The organism is Tissierella sp. P1, from assembly GCF_002266425.1.
Lineage (GTDB): Bacteria > Bacillota > Clostridia > Tissierellales > Tissierellaceae > Tissierella > Tissierella carlieri.
The window spans coordinates 1-17972 of the sequence record NZ_NPMN01000010.1 but is presented as its reverse complement, the minus strand read 5'-3'; the positions used below and the strand labels follow the sequence as shown (position 1 = coordinate 17972).

Genomic DNA, 17972 nt, shown 5'->3' with positions numbered 1-17972 from the left:
AAATCCTCCAGCCCAGAGTATTAATATTTTATTCCCAATAGACTTTTATATTATCTCCGTCCTTTAATTCTTCTAAGTATTCTGCATCTCTATTATTTACTTTCAGAATTAATTTTCCCCTTAAGGAAGATAAATCAAAATCTATATAGTCGAAAATATCTACAAAAACAAACTTATCCTTTTTATAGTATATTTCCATTTCCTCATTATTTATTACTAATTTAATCTTTTTTTCATTATCTCTTATATTATTATATTCTTTAATATCAACTATTCTTTTAATAACATCTCCCTTTTTCAATTGATAAGTATGAAATACTTTAGCTCCATTTACCAAGAATTCATCTATAGATATGTCTTTTTTATATTCTAGTATTAACTCTTCCAATGTCTTTATTTCTTCAACCTCAATATATACTTCTGAACTCAGAATAATATTATGGTTTATTATTTCATCATTTATCTTGATAGTTTTAACAAGGTTTATTTCTTTCTCTTCAAAATATACTGACTTGTCCATTTGCACTACATCATAAAGATATGGAATAACTAAAGGTTCTACTACACTAGAGATTATCTCTATATTAGCTTTATCATAAAGTTTAGTTTTTAAATTAGCAAGTTCTTTATCTACTATTATCTGTGGTTGAGTCCCTTCTTTACCTTTTATTATTCTCTTCTTTCCATTTAGATAATATATGAAATCATTAGATTTCTTTGGCAGCAAATCTCTGGGATTATATCCTGTCAGTATTAAAACATCTGACACCTTTATGTCTTCAGTATTAAATATACGAATTTCTTCGCCATTAAAATTTACCTTTATAAAGTTTTTATATTTATCTTGGGCGCCTTCTATTGCAATTCCTATAGGTGTTATCATATCCGGCCCATTAACCTCTTCTAGCCCCTCTATATTTTCAATGATAGATGCATCTCTTATGGCAACTCTTTCCTTTGGTAATCCAAGTTTTTCCGCAATGCTTTCTTTTAACATAGGCATTTGACTACTTCCACCAATTAAAAATACTGCATTTGGTGATTTTCCATTAAATTCAAGTATTCTTTCTGATACTTCTGCTGCAATCTTTTCAATTATATCTATTATGGTATTTACTATTTCAGTAGTAGTTAATTTATATTGCATGCCTACTACATCTACAAATTCATGTTCTTCTTTTTTGCTTAGATTTACTTTCAGCTTTTCACTACTATTAAAATCAAGTAAATATGCCTTTGCTAGTCTTTCAGTTATTTCATCTCCTGCAGTGGAAGTCATAGCATAGGAAGTAATTTGCCCATCTTTGGTAATAGCAATATCTGATGTCCCTGCACCAATATCTATCAGTGCTAAATTAAGAAGTCTTAACTCTTTCTTTATAGCTACATTAATTGCAGCGATCGGCTCAAGAGTAATACTCCCTATCTCTAACCCCACCCTCGAAATTACAGAATATAAGCTTTCTATAACTATTTGAGGCAGGAATGTGGCTAAAAGTTCTACGCCTATTCTCTCTCCCTTATGACCTTCTAACTTTTCAATTCTATCTTCATCTAAATAATAATCTGATACAGTATATCCTATACTATAATATTTAAAGTGCTTATTTATTTCTACTTCATTTATTTCATCCTGTGCCCTTTGTATTGCCTCTAATTCTAGGGCCTCCACATCAAATTTAGTTATCTCTTTTAAGCCATCAATATGTTTTTCTATCCTAATTTTATGAGTCTTAAGAGCCCGACCAGCAGCAGCTATGGATACAACCTTTAGTCTTTCACCTGTCTTTTCTTCTAATTCTAATACTATTTCCTTAACTAACTTTACTACTCCATCAATGTCATGAATTTGACCATCGTACATGTTTCTTTTCTTATGTTCCCTTATGGAATAAGCTAACACTTTAAATCTTTCGTCTTCAGTATATTCTCCTACTATCCCTATAATAGTTCTAGTTCCAATGTCTAAAGAAAATATTAATTCATCTCTCACAATACCACCTTCTTCCTATTGTTTAACTTCTTTTTTATAATAAAAACAATAATCAGTTATTGGGCATATATCACATAAGGGTTTTCTAGCCTTACAAATTCTTCTTCCATGAAAAATTAATAAATGATGAGCCTTTGACCACATCTCTCTTTCTATATTATCCATTAAATCTCTTTCTGTATCTAGGACATTGGCACTATTAGCCAATCCTATTCTATTGGCTACTCTAAAAACATGAGTATCAACAGCAATTGCTGGAGTATCAAAGGCATTAGACAAGACTACATTAGCAGTTTTTCTACCTACACCTGGTAAAGTAGTCAGCTTTTCCATAGTATCTGGAACTTGACTATTATGATTTTCTATAAGAAGCTTGCATGTCTCTAAGATATTCTTACTCTTGGTCTTATAAAATCCACAGGATTTAATTCTTGTTCCCAGTTCTTCTTCAGATAATTTTATATAATCTTCTGGTGTTTTAAGCTCTTTAAATAAAGTTGATGTAGTCTTATTCACTTGAACATCTGTGCATTGCGCTGATAGAATTGTTGCTATCAAGAGCTCAAATGAATTTGTAAAATCTAATTCTGCCTTTGCATCTGGAAATCTTTCCATAAGTTTTTCTAAGACTATTTTTATTTCTTTTTTTGATAACATCTTTTTCATTTTCTCACCTACAATATTTCTATTTGATATTCTAATATTTCCACTCTACCATCCTCATCTATAAATTTTATCACATTTGACAAAATTTGGTTAGCAAGATTTGTATCATTTGTCACACAAGCAAATCCAATTATAGATGATCTCCAACTATCATTTAAATCTATCTCTGCTATTGAAACATTGAATCTTGATTGTATCCTTCCTATTATGCTTTTTATAGTATGTCTTTTATCCTTCAGAGAATTTGATTCATATATTAGTAGTTTAACCCTACAAGCTCCTATTATCACTAGTATCACCTCTATAGTATATATTTTACCCTTTATCTTATTCTATGTAAAAAAATCTTCTATAAAAAACCTATTATATTAAAGAGGCCTTTTTTGACCATTGCATAAGTGACTTATACGAAATCAAAGATTTCGGCAATCTGCTTAAAACTCATTAGGGTCATAGCAAGTTCTAGTTAAGTTAAATAAAATAAATAAATAAGAACTTTCTTATTGGATTATAAAAGAAAAAGGGAGAATATCTCTCCCTTTCAATTATTTTAATATATTCATTTCTTTTCCTACTTTTTCAAATACAGCTGCTGCTCTGTCTAGCTGTTCCTTTGTGTGTTCCGCAGTTACCATACATCTAACTCTTCCTGTTCCTCTTGGAACTGTTGGGAATACAATACCTGATACGAAAACTCCGTTTTCAAGTAGCTTTCTACTGAATTCCATAGTCTTTGCTTCATCTCCAATAATTACTGGAGTAATTGGAGTTTCACTATGTCCTGTGTCAAATCCAAGACTGCCAATCTTTGATTTCCAATATTTAGCATTCTCCCATAGCTTATCAGTGTATTCTGTTGATTCCATCAGCATAGTTATTGCCTCAGTAATTGCTCCAACAGCTGCTGGTGGTAAAGATGTACTGAATAATACTGGTCTTGCCCTATGACTTAACCATTCATATACAGTCTTGGAACCAGCTACATATCCTCCCATTACACCTATGGCCTTAGAAAGACATCCCATTCCAAAATCTACTCTACCGTGTAATCCAAAATGGTCAATAGTACCCCTTCCGCTTCTACCTAATACTCCTGAACCATGTGAGTCATCTACATAGGTCATAGCTTCGTATTTTTCTGCTAGTTCAACTATTTCAGGAGCTTTGCTATATCTCCATCCATACTAAATACACCGTCAGTAATAATTAAGATATTCTTATATTTATCTCTAGCATCTTTTAATACTGCTTCTAGGCTATCCATATCTGAGTGCTTATAAACACCCTTTGAAGCCTTTGATAATCTACAGCCATCTATTATTGAAGCATGATTTAATTCATCAGATATTATTATATCTCCTGCTTCTGTTATTGCTTGAATAGTACCTGCATTACAATTAAAAGCTGATTGATATAAGAATGCTGCCTCGTCTCCTTTAAATTTAGCTATAAGGGCTTCTAAGTTCTCATGAATGTCCATATTTCCTATAATAGTTCTAACTGCACCTGAGACTGCCAACCATATTTTTCAACAGCTTCAATAGCAGCTCTTTTTAATCTAGGATGATTTGCAAATCCAAGATAGTTATTTGAAGATAAATTTATAACATTTTTTCCATTTAATATTACCTCTGCTTGGCTTGGAGTTCCTAGTACAGGCAACGTCCTATAAACACCATCTTTTTTTAATTCCTCAATTTTTTCTTTTAAAAAACTTAATTCGTGAACATTAGACACAGTAAGACCTCCCTAAATTTTCTAATATGTAACACAATTCTATTATAACATATATTTATTATTTAGTGGATACAATTGTTAAAAAAAATATTAACTATTGCCCATTCTGCATACTCTCTTATCATAGGGTTAGAATCCTTTAGCATGGGTATAAGAAGATGTATATTTTCCTCTTTTTTCATATTACCTAAGGCAATTATTGCATTTCTCTTTAGTATGTTCTTTCCTCTCCAACTGCCAGCCATATCCCCATATTTTTTATTAAACTCTCTATTAGAAATGGATAACAGTTCCTCTATATCCATATACCCCCTAGTTATCTCTGGTATAAATTCTTTATGGTTAGATTTTTTTATATCTTTATTTTTAGGACAAACTAATTGGCAGGTATCACATCCATATATTTTTATTCCCATTTTTTCCCGAAGGGAAACAGGTATATCATTCTTTGTTTGAGTTAGATATGATATACATTTCTTAGGATTAAATTTATAAGGACCTTCCAATGCACCAGTGGGGCATGCTCTTAGACATAAATCACAGTCTCCGCATTTGTTTGATGCTTCTTTGCTGAATTCTAGATCTAAATTAGTTAATATATAACCTAAAAACACAAATGATCCATATTCATCATTTATAATGGAAGAATTTTTCCCATAATATCCAACGCCAGCTTTTTTTGCCAATTCTCGGTCTATTAAGGGACCAGTGTCTACAAAATATTTATATTCAAATTCTACAACTTTTTTTATCTCTTGAATAAGTTCCTCTATTTTTTGTTTCAATACTTTATGATAATCTATACCATAAGTAGATTTTGATAATTTTCCTTTTAATAGATAATCTGGCTTTTCAGTATAATCTACATTATAAGAAAGCCCTACAACTATAATAGATCTACAATTAGGCATAGTAAGTTTAGGATCAATTCTTTTATCTATATCATTTTCCTCAAATTCAGTTTTTATATTGATTTTTTCCCTATAGATAAGATAATCCTGTAATTTATCTAATGGTAATGAATCTGTAAAACCACAGATATCTATATTTAACTCCTTAGATTTATCAATTATATATTGATTTAATGAATTCATCTATATTCCCTTCTAAGCATTTCAATTTCCTTCTTATAGCCATCTAATTCATTTGGTGTCTCTAGATTAAAAGGCAAATTTCTTAACAATGGGTGATTGATTATATTTATTATTGCATCTAGTCCAATAGTGCCTTCTCCTATGACTTCATGTCTATCCTTATTAGATCCAAACTCTACCTTACTATCATTAAGATGGACTGCTTTTAATCTATCTATACCAATTATTTTGTCTATCTCTTCCAATACCCCATCTAAGTTATTGACTATATCATAACCAGCTGAATATAAATGGCAGCTATCTATGCAGATTCCAATATTTTTATTATTTTTCACACCATCTATTATAGATTTAAGCTCTTCCATATTTCTTCCTATTTCTGTACCTTTACCTGACATGCCTTCTAATAATACTATTGTCTCATTATCTTCATCTATTGCTTCATTGAGAGCGTTTACTATAAATTCTATACCTTTTTCACTCCCTTGTCCTACATGAGATCCTGGATGAAATACATAATAGGTATTTGGAATTAGCTTAAGTCTTTCTAAATCATCCCTTAATATCATATTTGCAAATTCCCTAGTTTCTTCCTTATCTGAAGCAAGATTCATAGTGTAAGCTCCATGAGCAAAAAGTGGTACAAATTTATGCTCTATCATTAACTCTTTAAGTTTATTTATATCTTCCATATCAATTTCTTTTGCCTTACCACCTCTAGGATTTCTTGTGAAAAATTGAAATGTATTAGCCCCTATAGATACTGCATCTAGTGCTGCATTATAAAATCCTTTAGAAATAGACAAATGGCAACCAATATTTAACATTCTAATCATCCTTTCTTATATATTATAATACCATATTGTCACCTATTTTTAACTATTTCAAAAGAATAAAATATGTTATAATTGAATTTAAGGCGAAAATAGAGAATTTTTGGTTTTTACTGGTAACTTATCTGATGAAAGGAAGTAGTATAATGTTCAACTTTAAAAAGAAAGCTTATAAAAAATTTGACTATATATTATTTTTAACCACTTTATTACTTTGCGGCTATGGTCTACTTATGATAAAGAGTGCAACTCTAAGCAAAGAAACTATGTCATATGTAAAGACTCAAGGAATAGCTACTATCATTGGACTGGTTGCCATTATTATATTAGTCTTATTAGATTATGAGTTTCTAGGGAAACTTTATATACCTATTTATGCAGTATGTAATATTTTACTTATAGCCGTTCTTGTATTTGGTACGGGTGATAAAGATTGGGGTTCTCGCTCATGGCTTACTGTAGGTCCTATAACCTTTCAGCCTGCTGAATTTGTAAAAATTGGTTTAATTATTTCCTTAGCTAAATTTATAGATAATCATAAAGAAAATATAAATGATCCTTTCACTTTGCTAAAAATATTGGCCTTCGCTTTTGCTCCAGTTGTTCTTATACTTCTTCAGCCTGATGCCGGTACGGCTATGGTTTTTATCTTTTTCATAGCTGTAATGTTATTTATTGCTGGAATCAAGTGGAAATATATTGGCTATACATTTTTAATTGGACTATTTAGTCTTCCTCTACTATGGTTTAAGCTTGGTGATTATCAAAAAAATCGTATTTTGAATTTCTTAGACCCTGAGAGAGATTTAGCTGATTCGGGACTCCAAGCCCATCAGGGCAAAATTGCTATTGGTTCTGGCAAAATCTTTGGCAGAGGCTTATTTCAAGGCGCACAGACCCAATTTAACTATATACCTGAAAAACAAACAGACTTTATATTTTCTGTCATAGGAGAAGAACTTGGGCTTATGGGAGGACTTGGGCTTATTTTTCTATATTTTATATTACTTAGTAGATTTATTTTAATAGCTAGAAAATCTAAAGATTTGTTCGGTTCTTTAATGATAGTAGGATTTACAGCCATGTTTCTCTTCCATATATGGGAAAATATTGGAATGACTATGGGTCTCATGCCTATAACAGGAATCCCATTGCCATTTATCAGTCATGGTGGTACATTCCAATTATCTAATATGATTTGTATAGGAATAATATTAAGCGTAAGCGTTCATAGAGAAGAATTAAGTTTTTAGCTGGCAGGAGATGTTTCTCCTGTCTTTTTCATCCTTTATATTTATCGCCTATTTAATCATTATTTTTTTATTTTAGTACCTTGTATTAAAAGGTAGCATATGATATACTATAGTCAATATATAATAATAGGGAGAGAAGCTTATGAATATTCAATTTAAAAAAGGTGTCTTAGAGCTTTGTGTTCTTTCCTTGCTAGATAGAAAAGACTTTTATGGTTATGAGTTGGTTGAACATATCTCACAATATATAAATATTTCTGAGGGAACTATCTATCCCTTACTTAGAAAGTTTAGAGCCGAAGGATATGTAACTACTTATCTAGAGGAATCTCAAGAGGGTCCTCCGAGAAAATACTATAAATTGACTGATAGAGGCGAGGAAGTTTATGAGGAATTAGAAATAGAATGGCAGAGTTTTATTGATGGAGTAAATAGCATATTAAGGGGTGAGTTATCATGAGTAAAAAAGAATATTTAGATAGATTAAGAATATCTTTACAAGGTTTACCTACAGATGAGTTAGAAGATATTCTATCAGACTATAATGAACATTTTGATATAGGTATTTCCAAAGGCAAATCAGAAGAAGAAATATCTAATGAATTAGGAGATCCTAGAGAAGTAGCTAGTAATTATAGAACAATGTATAGACCCAACTATAATAGAAATAGTTATAATACAGATTCCTCCAATGATACTACAAGAAAACTGTTGGTCACATTATTGTTAATAGGATTTAACCTAGTGGTAGTAATTGCTCCTTTTATGTCTCTAGTAGCCTTATTAATTGGATTATATGGCGTTTCTGTTAGTTGTGTAATCGGTGGAATTGTAATTTTATTTGGATTTCCAATTACTATTTTTACTCCAATACCATCACCTCACATACTTACTTCTATATCATTCGGTATAGGGTTACTTGCATTAGGCGCATTGGGAATAATACTGTCAGTATATCTAACAAAAGGATTTTATAAACTTGTAATGAAATATATTAAATGGAATGTAGAAACAATTAATAAATAGGAGGTTTCAAAAATGAATATGAGAAAATTTGTTCCAATTTTAGTAGCTGTTGCTTTAATTGCTCTTGGAGTAGGTTTTTTGTCCCTAAGATATAATGATAATTATAGCTTTGTAAGTTCTAAGTCTGGCAATTTATTAAATATTAGATCTAGGGATGGGATAGTAAAGATAGGTACAGATGGAATCGAAATTAGGGATGGAAATGAACATGTATCTATAGGATGGAATGGAATAAAGGTAGATGATGGCGGAGATGAAGTCAGAATTGGATGGGACGGGATAAAATTTAATGAAAATGGTAAATCCAGAGTTAATATTGACAACAATTGGAATTGGGGTTGGTTTGGAATGAATTCTAAAGATGTAAAATGGGAAACAATTGATGAAGAGAAATTAGCTGAAATAGACGGAATAAATAATATAGTTGTCTCTTCTCCCTTTATAGATGTTAAAGTTACTTCAGAGGATAGAGACGATGTTCGTGTTCGTTATTATGGCAAAATGAGGACTAATGTAGTACCTAGTTTAAAAGTTGAAAAAATATCTAATAAGCTAAATATTAAACTTGAATCAAACGTCAATAGTTATTCAGTTGTAGAATCTGATGTTGTTCTAGAAGTATTTGTACCTAAATCATTCAAAGATGATTTTAATACTTCTACTTCTTCTGGAGATATCTATATGAAGAATTTAATTGGAAAAGATATAAATATCTCCTCTAGTTCTGGTGATTTGGAATTAGAAAATTTAGAAGGAAAATCATTAAAATTATCTACTTCTTCCGGTGATATCGAATTAGATAAATTTATAGGTGAAATCAGTGTAACTTCCAGTTCTGGAGATATTTCTTTAGGTAATGAGAAAGTAAGTGGAAATATGAAAATCTCTACTAGTTCTGGCGATGTTTCCATCAACCTTAGTGATGATGCCAGTTATAATATAAAAGGCTCAGCTTCTTCTGGCGATTTCAGTTCATCCGTAGATATGAATATAAAAGAAAATGAAAAAGGCAGATTTAGAGCTACAATAGGTTCAGGGGAAAAATCTATTGATATTAGTACTTCATCTGGAGATGTTGAATTCAGATAAAGATAGAAATACAAGAAAATTCATATAAAGGGGACTCATTTGCATATGAGCTTCCCCTGAATAAAATATATAGATTCAAAAGGGAGAGATAATTTTGAAGTTTACTAGCAAAAGGTTTTTAGTATATTCTTTGTTAATTACACTAATATTTAGTAGCCTAATTGGATGTGCAAAAGAAGCAAATACTACAGATACTTCTACAACATTATCTATGGAAGATAGATTAGAAGATTTTGAATATCTGTATAAAATCATTTCAGAGAATTATCCTTTTTTAAAGGTTAATGAAAGAGTTAATGGTATTAATTGGCTAGAACAAAAAGAAAAGTATATAAAATTGGTTGAAAACTCCAATAATGATACAATCTTTATGAATAATATATCTGCTATAGTAAAAGATTTAAACAATGGTCATACCCATGTGATAGATAAAGAAAGCTTTAAATGGTATTATACTGTATACACAAATCCTAAATATAAAAAATCTAACAAACCTTGGTCTAAAGTCTTTAAAGACAAAACTGTTCTAAAATGGTATGGATTTAACGAAGATGAATTTGAAAATATAAAAAGCCAAGGATTTTTTGGCTCTAATGCCCCTGCTTTTCATTCAGACATTATTATACCTGATGAGGTAGCTTATTTGAAGATTAGTCAAATGAACGGTGAAAGAGTTGAAGAAGACGGAAAAGAAATAAGAAAGTTTTATGAAGAAGTCAAAGATTATAATAAGTTAATAATAGACATTAGAGGTAATAGTGGTGGCGATGATCTATATTGGATGAAAAATGTTATAGAACCTTTAACCAAGGAAAAAATATCTGTAGGTAATTATATCTTCACAAGGGGTAACTATGGAAAACCTTTCTATAAAGCAAGAGGGATGAAACAATCTCCAATATCAAAATTAGATAAAAATATCTTAGAAAATTTCCCTCAAGAAATAAAGATGGATTTTGATTATTATCACATATCCAACAGAACTATACAACCAAAAAACCCTATAGATTTTGATGGAAAAATATATTTATTGGTAGATAAAGGTGTATATTCTTCTTCAGAAAGTTTTGCTGCTTTCTGTAAGGATAGTGGTCTTGCAACTCTAGTAGGTACAACTACTGGTGGAGATGGGATTGGAATTGATCCATTGTTCTTCTCTTTACCTAATAGTGGTATAGTAATAAGGTTTAGTAGTCTATTAGCTTTAAATGGAGACGGAACTATAAATGAGGAAGTACAAACTCCTCCTGATATAGAGGTAGATTCTGCTATCGGATATAGTTATGAGAATGATAAAACGATACAGTTTGTTATAAATGATTAAAACAAGAGTGCTTAAACAGCACTCTTGTTTTTTCAATATAAATAGAGTATGCTACTATTCAATATAAAATACCTCATGATCATCTAACCTCAGGCAGGCCATTCTACCACCTTCATAGCAATTGCCCGTATCGATACCTATTTTATCATTATAAACATTATCAATCCAAATTTCATAAGGTAACTTCGACTCTCTTTCAAATAACTTATCTATATATATTCTAGGAGAATGCCCAAATACTGTTATTAGATTATCTAAGGCTTTATTCTTTATAAAGTCATCTCTTACCCAAACAAGTCTATCTTTTTGTTCAATCAAAGCATCTTTTAAAGGCTTGTCTATCATATGTTCAAATAATCTTGAAGGTTCAAATCCAGCATGAATAAGTAAATATTTGTTATCTATTATCTTAAAATATGGTAACCCTTCTATATAAGATAATATATTTTCTTGTTCCTCCAAAGTTCTTTTGGAAAAGCCTTCTATAGTAGGCTCACATCCATTTCTCCCCCATCTTTCTATTTGTTTCTCATCTTTATACTTTAATGCATAGAGCATCATCTCATCATGGTTTCCCATAATTACTTCTATCTGTGGATGATTCATGACAAATTCGATAGTTTCAATAGGCTTTTCCCCTCTATCTACTAAATCTCCAATTATATAGAGTATATCATTTTCTCGAAGCTCTATAGTTTCAATAAGTTTCTTTAACCTATCTAATCTGCCGTGTATATCACTAGTTACATATTTCATATCCTATTACATCTCCTTGGTGTTTTAGATTCGCTCTTAGTTAATATTAATATTATAACATAAAGAGGTGAAATTAAAACTAAATACACAACTTATTCCGTATAAAAAACTCACTTTCGTAGGTTTTAAATTTTTAGTTTTTATCCATAAATTCATCTAATGATTTTAGAAGCTCTGGATAAAAATCTTCTATTGTAGAATATTTATCTCTATTATTTTCATATTCTTCTAGTTTATTAAATAGGGCTTCAACATAAATAAAACCAGTTTCTTTTTCCATTTCAAGAGCTCTAATTCCATCAAGATTATCTTCATGATAGGCAAATCTTGACGTTAGTGCACGAATTATATGTTCATTTAGACAAGTGCTCCAATTAGTATATGCCATACTTCTCATTTTGCCTTTTATCGGTATGAATAATTCTTCGTAAGAATAAGCCAAATTATGATTTTTGTCTGTTATAGGATTGATAAATGAATGGCTAAATTCATGTTGCTGTAATCCAGTAAAGAAACTCCAACCACCAAACATTGGTAGGTCCATCATATCAATCCCGATACAACCTAAAACACTATATATTTCTGTATCATCTTCTTTAGTGTCAATGTTAGGTCCAAATGCTCCATTTCCATATAGAGACACTAATACAACATTATAACTTTTCTGCTTCATTCCATAGTATTCTTCTAAATCTTCGATAATATTAGAATCAGAAGGAATTAATTCAAGAGTGCTATTAATTATTCTATTATAATAATTACTATTATCATTGAAGAAATCAATAAAATTGGTATCTATACAAAACTCTTTAAGAGATTCAAATAATTCATTTATATTATTTTTTCCATCAGCCCTCTCAATTATATATTCTGTCAATTCAACATCTTCTCTAACATTAAAGTTTTTATCCATAAAAAGCATCAGTCCTGGAGGTACATCATAGCTAAAATCTGGCATCATTCCTTCTAAAGTCTTTATTGCCTTATGTTCTTTAAACTCACCAAAATAATCCATTACTTTATCTTTGTAATCAAATTTCTCTTTAGTAATTAGCGTTGGAAATTTTTCTGGATAATTACTTAAAATTTGAACAATAGACAAAAGCTCTATTCTTGGATCAACAGAAACATTAATAGAATTTTTCGATTCAGTTATTGTTTCCATTAAGCTTATATCTCTAGCTATACAAGTTTTTGCTTGATTACATCCAGTTGCAATAATGACAATTAAGATAAACAATAAAATTAATGAAACAACAAAATTTCTATTCACCAATATCCCCCCTGTATTTTTATATTATTAAATATTGTTGACTATATTATATACTATCCTACCTAATACAAGGTCCTAATTAATAATAAATAGGTAAAAACCGGAAATATTTTATTCCGTCTTTACCTATTTATAAACTACTCTACTAGTTCTATACTAATGCTAATAGATTTTCTATATTTTTCTCTGTCTCCTTTTATTTAATTTCGTTTAATTCCTTCAATATTTTTTGATACTCTAAATCAAGCTTCTCCTTCTCTTCATCATTTTTGGAAATAGAAAGAAGTCCTATTACCTCACTTAGTTTATTTTCTAATATTGCCCTCCTATAGAGCAAATCTTTGTCATTAGAATCATTAACTAAAGCTTTATTATTATATTCATTGAAAGTTCCTTGAAATGTATTGATTTTATTATTCTCAATTACCATTATTGTATCTGCTACTTTTTCAATTAATCTCCTATCATGTGATACAAATAATAATGTACCATCATAATCTATTAAAGCTTCTTCTACCGCTTCAATTGAATATATATCCAAATAATTAGTTGGCTCATCTAATATTAATATATTAAAATTATTCAATAGTATTTTTGCCAAAGATACTTTTACTTTTTCTCCACCACTTAACACACTAACCTTTTTGTATACATCGTCCCTCTTAAATAGAAATCTTGCTAAAATATCTCTTGCCTCTTGCTCTAGACAACTTAATTCAAGAAGATTTTCTATTATACTTTTATTTTCATCTAGAATATTTAAATTTTGACTAAAATAGCCTATATTGGCTTTCTTAGAGATATTAATATTAGGTGCATTCTCTAGTATCATTTTCAATAATGTAGTCTTTCCAGTACCATTATCACCAATTAATCCTACCTTGGATTTATTATATATTTGAAAATCTGAGTTCTTGAATAATATTCTCTTTCCAAAAGCCTTAGTAATATCCTTACCTTCAATTACTATTTTTGAAAAAATCTCTTTACCTCTAATATCTAGATTTATTTTTTCTAGTTCTTTCACTTTATCTTTTACTTCTAATTTTTCTATTCTTTTAGCTATTGCTTTAACTTTATTATCTTGTTTTTTCCTATTTACCTGCCCCCCCATCTTATGGAGTCTTGCTTCTGAGTTTCCCATTCTTTTAGGTGTCGTTCTAATTTTCTCCAAATTCTGTTTTGTATCAATTAGAGCCTTCTGCAATCTCTCCTTTTCTCTAATATATTTCTCATACTCTAGTTCTTGAGTCTTTTTCTCTAGTTCTTTTTGAGCTTTATAGTCAGAATAATTGCCCTCATATATTTTAATTTTTCCATCCTCGATTTCTATTATCTTATTGCATACTTTATCTAGTAAATCTCTATCATGAGAAGTGATAATCATACTTCCATCAAATTTAGATAATTTTTCTATTAATAAATTTATTCCTTCAAAATCAAGATTGGAAGTTGGCTCATCTGCAAGAAGAAATTTTCTATCATCAGTCAAGAACTTAGCAATTTTTAATCTAGTCAATTCTCCACCACTCATAAATTGCTCATTTTTATCTTTTAGCCCAAATTTACTCATATACTCCTTATCTACTTCTTTATTAGGGCTGTCTTCTAGCTGTTTAATATAGAATGGTTCCATGGTGGTCCTAATTGTTCCTTCCTCAGGATTGATTTCTTTTGAAATTAAGTTTAGTAATGTGGTTTTTCCAGATCCGTTTAGCCCAACTAAACCTATTTTATCACCTGAATATACTTTTAAATCTTTAATATCTAATATAAGCCTATATCCATAATATTTTTTTAAATTATTAATATCTAAAATCAACATAAAAAAATCCCTCCTAAAATCTGAAGGGACTAAATATCTTTTATTATTACAAAAAGGAATAAACCAACCAAATAGCATGGTTAATTTAAATAAATAATAAACGATTAATAATCCACTTCAGAACATTTTTACACCAAAAACAAACCTATCAAATAGGTATTATTTTTCTAAGCTCAAATTGTTCCTTTAAATTAAGTGAATTATATTCTCATTATTGCAATTTCCATCCTTTTATATTATTTTAATTAATTAAATGATACCATAGCTTATCTAGTTTTTCAATAAGAAATCAACAAAATCATCAAAAGGACAGAAGAAATGTACTCTGTCTCCTTCTAGCTTACCTATTCAAAAACCACTCTATTAATTCTGTGCTAATGCTAATAGATTTCCTATATTTTCCTGGTATTTCCTCTTTTGAAAACCATTTTGCATCAACTATTTCATCATTATCTACCTTTATCTCACCTTCAAGATATTCTGCTGTAAATCCTATCATCATTGAATTTGGAAATGGCCAAGGTTGTGAACCAAAGTATTTTATATTATGCACTTTTATTCCCGTTTCTTCGAATACTTCTCTCTTTACACAATCCTCGAATGTCTCTCCCATCTCAACAAACCCTGCTAATATGCTATACATTCCCTCTGGAAACATTTTATTATGTGCTAATAGTAGTTTATCTTCTTTGGTAATTGCTACGATTATTGCAGGTGCCGTTTTAGGCCATACCATATGATCACAGTTTGTGCAGATCATAGCTCTATCATTTCCACTAACTTTCATAATCATCTTAGAACCACAAATTCCACATCTTTGATTAGTCCTCACATAATCTAGTAAAAGTAGTGCTTTGGCTGATATTAAAAAATCGTCGTGACTTATATTTTTCGAGTATGCCCTCAAATCTATAAACTTATAATTATCTGCTGTAAGTTCTTCTATTTCGCCACAGTAACAATTTATTCCATTATAAGCACCTAAACACTGTAGATAGTTTATATGTGGTTTAAATCTCTCTAAGCCTTCTCTATTAGGTATAGTATACTCTCCATCCTTAACTTCTACCATAAGTCTGTCTTCATTAAATAAATACATATAATCCTTATTATATTCATCATATAGTGGCTGTTTTGAAGGTTCAAATTTTATATATCTTTCCATATCTTCTCTCACCTAATCATTTTGTTCTTCTAGGAAGCATTTTCTGCAAAGAGGCTCATATTCATCTGTTGCTCCTATAACTATTCTTTCTTGTGCTTTAGTCTTTCTATGACTCACCCAAGCATCTGTTCCACATTTAGCACATACTGCATGATGTTTATATAGATAATCTGCCATAGGCATTAATTCCTTTACTATTTCAAATGCCTGTCCGCTAAAATCCATATCCAGACCTGCTAATACAACTGTTACATCCTTTTCTAGAAACTTAGTGATAGCTTTCACTATATCTTCTATTTTACCACCTAAAAATTGTACCTCATCTATAGCTATAACATCTGGATTGTGAATCCTGCAGTATTCATATATTTCAGATATATTGTTTACCATTACTGCATTTAATGTTGTATTATCATGCGTTCTTATTTCAGATTTAGGATATCTAGTGTCTACTGCCGGCTTGAAAGCTACAGTTTTATATCCTGCTATATTGAATCTTTTTATGTCCTTTTCTAGACTAGAAGTTTTGCCAGAAAACATAGATCCTGTATGTATAATCAATTTTCCTTTGTACTGATGCAAAATAATTCCCCCTTAAGATTATTACTGCAATATTATATCATCTTTTCTTACTTTCTACAAAATTAATATTTTTTTGTAATCTCACATATTCCTTTGCTTGAGAATACAATAAAGTACTATATATTACTTTTGGGAGGGATACTATGGATGAGAAAATTATAGTAGAAATTAAAAATATTGGAATGACTTACCACAGCCTAGAGGGAGAAACTGTAGCTATTAAAAATATAGATTTAAATATATTAGAGGGAGAAATCGTTGGAATAGTTGGACCAAGTGGATGTGGAAAATCTACCTTACTTTCAATAATAGCTGGGCTTATCCAGCCAAGTACCGGAAGTGTCCTGATAAATGGCAAGAAAGTAACTAAATCTAATAGAAATATCGGTTATATGTTTCAAAAAGATCAACTCTTAGAGTGGAGAACTATTATGCAAAATGTAATACTTGGACTGGAGATTCAAGGTAAATTAACTCCTGAAGATTACAAAGCAGCAAAGGAAATGCTAGAAAATTATGGATTAGGTGATTTTATCAATAGTTATCCAAGCCAATTATCAGGAGGCATGAGACAAAGAGTTGCTCTTATTAGAACTCTTTTACTAGAGCCTGATTTACTTCTTCTGGATGAACCTTTTTCTGCTTTAGATTATCAGACAAGACTTGCCATAGCAGATGAAATTGGAATTATATTAAAAAGAGAGAAAAAAACTTGTCTATTGATAACTCATGATATAGCTGAAGCCATTAGTTTGTCAGATAGGGTAGTTATTCTTTCAAAGAGACCTGCACATATTAAGGAAATAATTGATATAAATCTAACTTGTCCTGATGGATGTAGAACACCGCTGAAGTGTAGAGAAGCTCCAGAGTTTAGACACTATTTCAATAAAATATGGAAGGAGCTGGATGTTCATGTCTAATAAAAATATTTCTGAAGAGCACGAGAATTACCTAATTAGTGTAAAAAGGAAAAATAGAAATATATTATTAACTCAAATAAGTATTTTAGTCTTAATTCTTTGTTTATGGGAAATAGCTGCACACTTTAAATGGATAGATACCTTTCTAACCAGTTACCCATCGCAAATATGGAGACTATTTTTAAATTATACTAAGCAAGGAAATCTATTTTATCATGTGGGAATTTCAGTGTTTGAAACTATAGTAGGCTTTTTGGGAGGCACATTATTAGGCATGGTTGTTGCCGTTGGGCTTTGGTGGTCAGATTTTTGGGCAAAAGTATTAGATCCATATCTAGTTATGCTAAATAGTCTTCCTAAAACTGCCTTGGCACCTATTATAATTATTTGGGTTGGAGCAGGTTATTCTGGTATTATTGTCACAGCTATTACC

General features: G+C 30.3%; 20 protein-coding genes. 7 read left to right on the top strand and 13 right to left on the bottom strand.

The features are described 5' to 3' along the window. Positions 1 to 28: 28 nt before the first annotated feature. The 8 genes from CIW83_RS08690 to CIW83_RS08665 form a co-directional block, all read right to left on the bottom strand. Positions 29 to 1993, bottom strand: coding sequence for a cell division protein FtsA (locus CIW83_RS08690; protein ID WP_235601272.1), 1965 nt, complete (start codon positions 1991 to 1993; stop codon positions 29 to 31). A gap of 15 nt (positions 1994 to 2008) precedes the next feature. Continuing rightward, positions 2009 to 2659, bottom strand: coding sequence for an endonuclease III (nth, locus tag CIW83_RS08685; protein ID WP_094900453.1), 651 nt, complete (start codon positions 2657 to 2659; stop codon positions 2009 to 2011). 8 nt (positions 2660 to 2667) lie between these two features. Beyond that, on the bottom strand, positions 2668 to 2949 hold the full coding sequence (locus CIW83_RS08680) for a DUF503 domain-containing protein (RefSeq protein WP_094900452.1): 282 nt from the start codon (positions 2947 to 2949) through the stop codon (positions 2668 to 2670). 255 nt (positions 2950 to 3204) lie between these two features. Beyond that, positions 3205 to 3783, bottom strand: a complete 579-nt coding sequence (locus CIW83_RS24315; protein WP_255374322.1) for an aminotransferase class I/II-fold pyridoxal phosphate-dependent enzyme — start codon at positions 3781 to 3783, stop codon at positions 3205 to 3207. A gap of 26 nt (positions 3784 to 3809) precedes the next feature. Then, entirely contained in the window at positions 3810 to 4178 is a 369-nt protein-coding gene (locus CIW83_RS24310) for an aminotransferase class I/II-fold pyridoxal phosphate-dependent enzyme (RefSeq protein WP_255374321.1), read from the bottom strand. Further along, positions 4145 to 4396 carry a hypothetical protein gene (locus CIW83_RS23670; RefSeq protein WP_235601271.1) on the bottom strand — a complete coding sequence of 84 codons (252 nt, stop codon included), beginning with the start codon at positions 4394 to 4396 and terminating at the stop codon, positions 4145 to 4147. The genes CIW83_RS24310 and CIW83_RS23670 overlap by 34 nt, the downstream gene beginning before the upstream one ends. A 62-nt stretch (positions 4397 to 4458) precedes the next feature. Beyond that, positions 4459 to 5490: a tRNA epoxyqueuosine(34) reductase QueG gene (gene queG / locus CIW83_RS08670; RefSeq protein WP_094900451.1), complete on the bottom strand. Its 1032-nt coding sequence runs from the start codon at positions 5488 to 5490 to the stop codon at positions 4459 to 4461. Next, a complete protein-coding gene (locus CIW83_RS08665; RefSeq protein WP_094900450.1) occupies positions 5487 to 6317 on the bottom strand; it encodes a deoxyribonuclease IV in 831 nt (276 codons plus the stop codon). Before CIW83_RS08665 ends, queG begins: the two co-directional genes overlap by 4 nt. A 152-nt stretch (positions 6318 to 6469) precedes the next feature. Between CIW83_RS08665 and rodA the strand changes: the two genes are divergently transcribed. The 5 genes from rodA to CIW83_RS08640 all read left to right on the top strand — a co-directional run bounded on the left by rodA (position 6470) and on the right by CIW83_RS08640 (position 11015). Then, positions 6470 to 7576, top strand: coding sequence for a rod shape-determining protein RodA (gene rodA, locus CIW83_RS08660; protein WP_094900449.1), 1107 nt, complete (start codon positions 6470 to 6472; stop codon positions 7574 to 7576). Positions 7577 to 7718: 142 nt separating this feature from the next. Continuing rightward, a complete protein-coding gene (locus tag CIW83_RS08655) occupies positions 7719 to 8036 on the top strand; it encodes a PadR family transcriptional regulator (protein ID WP_094900448.1) in 318 nt (105 codons plus the stop codon). Next, a complete protein-coding gene (locus tag CIW83_RS08650) occupies positions 8033 to 8602 on the top strand; it encodes a DUF1700 domain-containing protein (RefSeq protein ID WP_094900447.1) in 570 nt (189 codons plus the stop codon). Before CIW83_RS08655 ends, CIW83_RS08650 begins: the two co-directional genes overlap by 4 nt. Positions 8603 to 8614: 12 nt before the next feature. Then, complete coding sequence (locus CIW83_RS08645; protein ID WP_094900446.1) at positions 8615 to 9691, top strand: DUF4097 family beta strand repeat-containing protein; 1077 nt, start codon at positions 8615 to 8617, stop codon at positions 9689 to 9691. Positions 9692 to 9785: 94 nt separating this feature from the next. Next, positions 9786 to 11015, top strand: a complete 1230-nt coding sequence (locus CIW83_RS08640; protein WP_094900445.1) for a S41 family peptidase — start codon at positions 9786 to 9788, stop codon at positions 11013 to 11015. A gap of 54 nt (positions 11016 to 11069) precedes the next feature. Here the strand turns inward: CIW83_RS08640 and CIW83_RS08635 are convergent, their stop codons facing one another. From CIW83_RS08635 to CIW83_RS08615, 5 genes are all read right to left on the bottom strand, one after another. After that, on the bottom strand, positions 11070 to 11771 hold the full coding sequence (locus tag CIW83_RS08635) for a fructose-bisphosphatase class III (RefSeq protein WP_094900444.1): 702 nt from the start codon (positions 11769 to 11771) through the stop codon (positions 11070 to 11072). Between the two features lie 133 nt (positions 11772 to 11904). Beyond that, on the bottom strand, positions 11905 to 13044 hold the full coding sequence (locus CIW83_RS08630) for a DUF4932 domain-containing protein (protein ID WP_094900443.1): 1140 nt from the start codon (positions 13042 to 13044) through the stop codon (positions 11905 to 11907). A 196-nt stretch (positions 13045 to 13240) separates the two neighbouring features. Beyond that, positions 13241 to 14869, bottom strand: a complete 1629-nt coding sequence (abc-f, locus tag CIW83_RS08625) for a ribosomal protection-like ABC-F family protein (protein WP_094900442.1) — start codon at positions 14867 to 14869, stop codon at positions 13241 to 13243. Positions 14870 to 15209: 340 nt separating this feature from the next. Beyond that, positions 15210 to 16034 (bottom strand): NAD(+) diphosphatase, encoded by an 825-nt coding sequence (gene nudC, locus CIW83_RS08620; protein ID WP_094900441.1) that lies wholly within the window; start codon positions 16032 to 16034, stop codon positions 15210 to 15212. A gap of 12 nt (positions 16035 to 16046) precedes the next feature. Further along, the gene (locus CIW83_RS08615; protein WP_094900440.1) at positions 16047 to 16616 is read right to left on the bottom strand and encodes a thymidine kinase; all 570 of its coding nucleotides are present in this window, start codon (positions 16614 to 16616) and stop codon (positions 16047 to 16049) included. 143 nt (positions 16617 to 16759) lie between these two features. Here CIW83_RS08615 and CIW83_RS08610 point away from each other — a divergent pair, with 143 nt between their 5' ends. Both CIW83_RS08610 and CIW83_RS08605 read left to right on the top strand, forming a co-directional pair. Then, positions 16760 to 17539: an ABC transporter ATP-binding protein gene (locus CIW83_RS08610; protein ID WP_094900439.1), complete on the top strand. Its 780-nt coding sequence runs from the start codon at positions 16760 to 16762 to the stop codon at positions 17537 to 17539. Continuing rightward, positions 17532 to 17972 (top strand): ABC transporter permease (locus CIW83_RS08605; RefSeq protein WP_369819385.1); only part of this gene is annotated, 441 nt, incomplete at its 3' end. The genes CIW83_RS08610 and CIW83_RS08605, both read left to right, overlap by 8 nt.